This is a genomic window from Citrobacter sp. MGH 55, from assembly GCF_016906145.1.
Classification (GTDB): Bacteria; Pseudomonadota; Gammaproteobacteria; order Enterobacterales; family Enterobacteriaceae; genus Citrobacter_A; species Citrobacter_A amalonaticus.
Genome location: NZ_CP070239.1, coordinates 4,255,506 through 4,262,060 on the forward strand (window position 1 = coordinate 4,255,506; position 6,555 = coordinate 4,262,060).

Here is a 6,555-nt window from a genome sequence, read left to right on the forward strand (position 1 = left end):
GTCGCAACCCTACAATGAGAGGACGTTATGCCACTAATTATCGTTGTGGCAGGGATTGCTTTACTCCTGCTTTTAACCATTAAAATTAAACTCAATACGTTTGTTTCCTTAATTATTGTCTCGATTGTTGTCGCCATTGCCAGTGGAATGGATCTGAATAAAGTCGTCACGTCGGTCGAATCCGGCCTTGGCGGTACGCTGGGCCATATTGGTTTAATCTTCGGCTTCGGCGTGATGCTCGGTCGCTTACTGGCTGACGCGGGTGGCGCACAGCGAATCGCCCTGACCATGCTGAATTATTTCGGTAAAAAGCGGCTTGACTGGGCGGTAGTCTGTTCAGCCTTTATCGTCGGTATCGCACTCTTTTTCGAAGTTGGCTTAATTCTTCTGGTACCTATTTTATTCGCCATCGCCCGTGAAGCGAAAATATCGCCGATGTTTATGTGTGTGCCCATGCTTTCCGGTTTGCTGGTCGCGCACGGTTTTTTACCTCCGCATCCCGGCCCAACCGTTATTGCCCGTGAATATGGCGCAGATGTGGGACTGGTACTGATCTACGGCATTATTGTCGGCATTCCGACCTTTATTCTTTGCGGGCCGATATTGAACAAATTCTGTCAGAGGATTATTCCTGACGCGTTTAAAAAAGAAGGGAATATTGCCTCCCTCGGTGCGACCCGCCGGTTCAGCGAAAACGAAATGCCCGGCTTTGGCATCAGCTTTCTCACCGCGATGCTGCCGGTGATCCTGATGGCGGTAGTGACAATTATCCAGATGACCCATGCTAAAAACGCCTCGGAGTCAGGCACGTTCTATAACGTATTACTGTTCTTAGGTAACTCGACGATTGCAATGCTGATCTCGTTGCTGTTCGCGATATATACCATGGGTCTGGGTCGCGGAAAGACAATCCCTGAACTGATGGACTCCTGCGGCAAAGCCATTGCCGGTATCGCAGGACTGTTGCTGATAATCGGCGGTGGTGGCGCATTCAAGCAGGTGCTCATCGATTCTGGCGTGGGTCAGTATATTTCTACTCTGGTCTCAGGCATGGATATTAATCCGATTCTGATGGCCTGGGGCGTTGCCGCGTTCCTGCGTATTTGCCTGGGTTCTGCCACCGTAGCAGCGATCTCGACTGCCGGACTGGTTATCCCGCTGCTGGCGGTACATCCCAACACCAACCTGGCGTTGATTACGCTGGCCACCGGGGCGGGTTCCTGTATCTGCTCCCACGTCAACGATGCCAGCTTCTGGATGATTAAAGACTTCTTCGGCCTGACAACCAAAGAGACGCTGCTGTCCTGGACACTGATGTCAACACTGTTATCCATCTGCGGGCTGATATTTATCCTGCTCGCCAGCATGGTTCTTTAATTCCCCTCTCGCCAGTGGATCGCGTTGTCGATTCACTGGCGCCCCTCCTTTCACGTGGTATCAGAAAACAACTGTTAACAGCTTACAAGCGCCAGCAATGAGCCGAGCAGCAGTATTGCTACTTTTGTATTCTGTTAACCCGAACCACAGGCGGTTGCGTTTTGGTGTCCAGACTGCCGTTAATACTGATCATTTGATCGGGTTTTACCGTGCGACCATCAAAGACAGAGAGTGGAATCAGCGTATGGATACTGCCGGTTTTATCGCGAAAAACAAATTTATCATCACCCAGATCGTCAATCAGATTACCACGCAGAGAGATGGTTGCGCCGTCATGCATGGTTTTAGCTTGTTGAACCGTCATGGTTCTCGCATCTTCAACACCACGATACCCCTCATCCAGGGCGTGAGGCGGCGGCGGTGCCGTATCTTTTTTCAGCCCACCATTATCGTCAGCAAACACTGTCGGGATTAAAAAACAACATAGTAATGGTGCCACGGATAATTTCATTTCACCCTCATCTCATTGTCGACTTGACTTATTAAGTCTGATTGCTATTCCTTAATCTGGCAAACTGGAAGAGTCTTAAAAGGTAATAGTGTTACGAATCAGATAACTGACGGGATACAAGCGAAACGGTGAGGTTAAAGATGCCCAGAGAAAACATGAAAGTCCCCGGCATTGAAGAGAGTCAGCGTTTTCTGAATTTTGAAGCGAGATTTCATAAGATTGGGTTTGTTGTTTTACTGTGTATTATTTCCCTGGCCATAGTCGGTGTTTTTTCTGGTGGTTATTTCAGTGATTCGATGAAAACGAATACTACCGGGGAGGTGACATTAAATTTTGAACGGTTTGGTCGATTGCAAACAGAATTTAAATTAAAAATCTCTGCTACAGACCAACGATCCGGGAAGAATATTTATCGCATTGGTGGAGATTTCAATTCTTTTTATGAGACAGCGAATATCTGGCCTCAACCTGACAGCATGTACAGCAAGGGAGACGATCTGTACCTGGTGTATAACACGCATGAAAATCAGCAAGATACCTCTATCTGGTTACTCGTTACCCCCGTAAAGCCTGGCAGCGCAAAAAGTGTTATTCAATTAAACTCCGGCCCTGAAATCGATTTCAGGCAATTTATTTATCCGTAGGAGGTCTGTATGGAAATGGTGCTGAGGGCCTTAGCCATTTATCTTATTTTACTGGTCGTGTTTAAGATTGCTGGACGCCGGGCGTTATTACAAATGACCAGTTTCGACCTGATTTTGCTGTTGATTATTAGCGAAGCCACACAGCAGGCATTGTTAGGCAATGATTTCTCCGTTACCGGAGCAATGCTCACCATTGTCACGTTGGTGACAATCGACATATTGTTCGGATTCATTAAAAAACAGATGCATGGGGCTGAATCTGCTCTCGATGGATCACCGGTTATTCTGCTGGAGCACGGCGAACCATTAATGGAAAAGATGAAAATGGTAGATGTCTCTCTCGACGATATCTTAGTAGCTGCCCGGCAGAGCCAGGGCATTACGGAGCCGGGTAGAATTAAGTACGCCATTCTGGAGCGTAATGGGCATATTTCAATTATTCCTGATGAGGATTAAGGAAAAAGAGAATGAAAAATTCGGCATATAACGAGGCGAAAACCGCTGGCGTGTTAACGAAACAGATGGCGAAGACGTTTATTGCCAAGGGGTTATCCTCGACCACAGCTGAATCGATATCTGGCTACCGCACTTTGCGCTGAGGCAGATATGGCTGTATTTATGATGCTTCGAATTCATTAAATTTGTTCTACGCTTATTTATGCTTGTCAGAAAGATAGACTGAGGTGAATGAATGGCTAATAAATATAATGAAAAACAGGTGGCTATTATGACAAAGACAGAGCGTTTTCCTGCTCGCCTTGTCCACACCCACAAAAACGCTTTGTGGAGCTTGTCGGAAAAAAGCAACCACGTCCCGCTGCCCCGATCGTAGTGAAGAAAGCTATCCGGGATAGTGGTCGACTTGTTGGCAGCAAGAAGCAACCTTCAAGACTAATGTCTATACAATATTATGGATTACCAAAGCGGCGATCGTTGCTTTTACAAAATCGCTGGCAAAGCGACTGGCGCTGATAAATGCTGTTACTGGACGGTTTTACAATGTTGTGGAGACCAACCACAGGAGAACGACTGATGTAAGCACTGACCTGTCAGCGCTCTCAACATGTCAACATCGATACACTCGCGGCGGACGACATCGTTCCTCTGGCTGAATATTTATCCACCCGGGGTTCACATAACCTTGATGTTAAACGTATTTAGTTTGAATCCTCTATTCCCAGATACCCAGGAGATTACATGGCTGACGTAAATGAACGCATTGAAATCCTCGAGAAAAACCTTAATGATCTGAGCCTCGATCTGCACGCATCAAAGGTTGCTATTAACGTTTTATCTACGGTGATAAACACCCTAAGTGGCGAACCTGGTTTACTTGAGAGATCATATGAGCAAACCAGAAGTTCTGCTCCACTTGTAAAGTTTAATCACCCGGTAGAGGAAGGTTATGAGGATAAACTTACGGAGAGAATATTGAATTTACTCTCGACTACCCAACACGAGCTTTAATAATCCACAGCTTCCTCAGAGGATAAGCGGAATATCCTCTCGGGAGGATCGCATTCCGGGCTCCCCCAGCCAGGGACAAATCTGCCCCGGAGCGGGTGTTCCGATATGCACACTATTCCCCTCAATGGAAAACCTGGGCGCAGTAGTGACGTACGCACTGTCTGCCCATGGCATAGCGTGGACAAGCTGGCAAAACTGAAGGTCCCTATTGAACAAAGAGTAGATGTTTATGCCCATCATCACCGCTGAAGGACGCATAGCATATGGGGGATATCAATCAACGGGGAGTCGCTCAACTTAAGCAGGTACATTTGTTTTGTATTAAGATGCTTATCCGGCAGGTGCTTTAAGATCAAGTCCATGATCAAGATGGATTTTTCAACATGACCAGAACAGAAAGGCTTCTCGAATTATTACAGATATTAAGGGCACAACGATATCCGATCACAGCTTCCGCTCTCTCAGATCGATTAGGAATAAGTGTACGCTCCCTTTACAGAGATATTAAAACGCTACAACACCAGGGCGTGTCTATTGAAGGAGGCGCAGGAATTGGATATATCATCAGGTCAGACTTTCATTTACCTCCCTTAAATCTTTCTCATGAAGAAATCAATGCTATTATACTTGGGTTAAATTGGGTTTCTCATAATACGGATTATGATTTCAAAAACAACGCAAGGAATGCGCTTGCCAAAATACATGCCGTTATCCCCGGTGAATTAAAAAATCTTATTGAGAGTCAATCCTATCTGACCGGCCCTTCAGAAAAGAATGAGTTATTTTTCGAAGACATTCGTAGTGCTATTAAAAATCAAAAAAGAATCAACATAACGTATCGTGACAAGAAAGATGTTTACTCTTCTCGGGTCATATGGCCCATCGCGTTGATATATATGGAATCATGCTGGCTTTTGGTTGCATGGTGTGAGATGAGAAATGATTTTCGTCATTTCAGAACTGACCAAATCGAAGAGATTGTGCAACTGGATTCCACGTACAGGGAAAGCAGAACGACTTTATTGAAAAAATGGAGAATTAAAGAAGGGATCTGCGTGGGGAAAGAGTACTGACAAAAACTGTCATAGCGAGTTTGTATACTACCCCAGCAGTAAGACTCAATCCTACTTCATAGGGGGAATTATGGATTTTCAGAATAAAGTAGCTGTGATAACAGGAAGTACTACAGGTATAGGTGAAGCCGTCGCAGAGCAATTACACAAACAGGGTGCGAAGGTCGTCATTATATCCCGCTCATCAGAGCAGGCTAAACAAAAAGCGAAACGGTTATCTTCACAGGGACAACAAGCAATAGGGATCGGATGTGATGTGTCGCAGCCTGAACAAGTACGGAAAATGATAGATGACGTTATCAAACATTTTGGCAGGCTTGATTATGCTGTAAATAATGCAGGCTTAACAGGAGAGCATGATAAAAATATTACAGAGCAGACAGTTGAAAACTGGGATAAGGTCATTGCCACCTCATTGAGCGGCATTTTTTACTGCTTAAAATACGAGATACCTCAGATGATAAAGTCTGGTGGCTCTATTGTTAATTTATCTGCAGTAAATGGACTGGTTGGCATTCCTGGGTTGGCACCTTATACCACGGCTAAGCATGGTATAATCGGCTTAACCCAAACCGCAGCGCTTGAGTTTGCATGTCAAGGCATTCGAATCAATGCGGTCGCGCCGGGCTATGTCCAGACCCCACGAATGAGTGAATTCCCTGAAAATATCGTACGCAGTTTCGCAAATAGTCACCCAATGAAAAGGATGGCAAAAATGCAAGAAATAGCAGACTTCATATTGTTTTTGCTGTCAGACAAATCAGCGTTTTGCACCGGAGGCGTTTATCCCATTGATGGTGGTTATTTAGCTGAGTAAAATTCACTTAACCCTTTTAAATGATAATAATTACCTCACCTGTGTGGTTGGCTAAACGGGAGCGACAGAACACCTGTCGTTCGCGCTTCCGTTGTAGGGCCAATAATAGACACATTATTCGCATGGATTGTCTGCTCTCCATTGGTCATACATGTGCCATTAACCCTATCTGCGTCTGGCATAACGCGAGCAGAATAAAAGATCATTAAGTCTGTTGTGCGCAAGAAGCAGAAATAATGAGCAACGCTATTGTTTATAGCAGCGCAGGCTGGATGCAGGGTACCGTTGATAGCGCTATTGTGCTTAACGTGCACGAGATAAACACACTCTACAGGCATAAAAATTCGCGCCATGCTGTGGACATGTTCCATTCGGACAGACTGGCCGCACCCTTGACGTTTAAACAGAAATAGAAGCGATGTGCGGTTGAAACGATAAAAATCGTTGGCAAGCGTTATTCGCCTGAGCACCAGGATCGCACAATGATAAGAAAAGATGACTGATTTCATTGGCTGTATGGGGAAATATACCAAGTGAATATACCAACACTATACCAACAGCCAAAAAAACAAAGGGGTTACCTTTCGGTAACCCCTTTTTTTAATCTGGCGGAAGCGCAGAGATTCGAACTCTGGAACCCTTTCGGGTCGCCGGTTTTCAAGACCG

At 45.4% G+C, this 6,555-nt stretch carries 7 protein-coding genes; 6 read left to right on the forward strand and 1 reads right to left on the reverse strand.

Annotated elements, in window-relative coordinates:
• Positions 1-27 precede the first annotated feature (27 nt).
• Entirely contained in the window at positions 28-1,377 is a 1,350-nt protein-coding gene (locus JTI98_RS17825) for a GntP family permease (protein ID WP_043001084.1), read from the forward strand.
• A gap of 118 nt (positions 1,378-1,495) precedes the next feature.
• Here the strand turns inward: JTI98_RS17825 and JTI98_RS17830 are convergent, their stop codons facing one another.
• Positions 1,496-1,888, reverse strand: coding sequence for a YdeI family stress tolerance OB fold protein (locus JTI98_RS17830; protein WP_044264009.1), 393 nt, complete (start codon positions 1,886-1,888; stop codon positions 1,496-1,498).
• Positions 1,889-2,043: 155 nt separating this feature from the next.
• Here JTI98_RS17830 and JTI98_RS17835 point away from each other — a divergent pair, with 155 nt between their 5' ends.
• From JTI98_RS17835 to JTI98_RS17855, 5 genes are all read left to right on the forward strand, one after another.
• A complete protein-coding gene (locus tag JTI98_RS17835; protein WP_224267576.1) occupies positions 2,044-2,532 on the forward strand; it encodes a hypothetical protein in 489 nt (162 codons plus the stop codon).
• Between the two features lie 9 nt (positions 2,533-2,541).
• Complete coding sequence (locus tag JTI98_RS17840; protein ID WP_216081609.1) at positions 2,542-2,988, forward strand: DUF421 domain-containing protein; 447 nt, start codon at positions 2,542-2,544, stop codon at positions 2,986-2,988.
• 741 nt (positions 2,989-3,729) lie between these two features.
• A complete protein-coding gene (locus JTI98_RS17845; protein ID WP_187251695.1) occupies positions 3,730-3,999 on the forward strand; it encodes a hypothetical protein in 270 nt (89 codons plus the stop codon).
• 383 nt (positions 4,000-4,382) lie between these two features.
• A complete protein-coding gene (locus JTI98_RS17850) occupies positions 4,383-5,072 on the forward strand; it encodes a YafY family protein (RefSeq protein ID WP_216081610.1) in 690 nt (229 codons plus the stop codon).
• 70 nt (positions 5,073-5,142) lie between these two features.
• Positions 5,143-5,889 carry an SDR family NAD(P)-dependent oxidoreductase gene (locus tag JTI98_RS17855; protein WP_216081611.1) on the forward strand — a complete coding sequence of 249 codons (747 nt, stop codon included), beginning with the start codon at positions 5,143-5,145 and terminating at the stop codon, positions 5,887-5,889.
• Positions 5,890-6,555 lie beyond the last annotated feature (666 nt).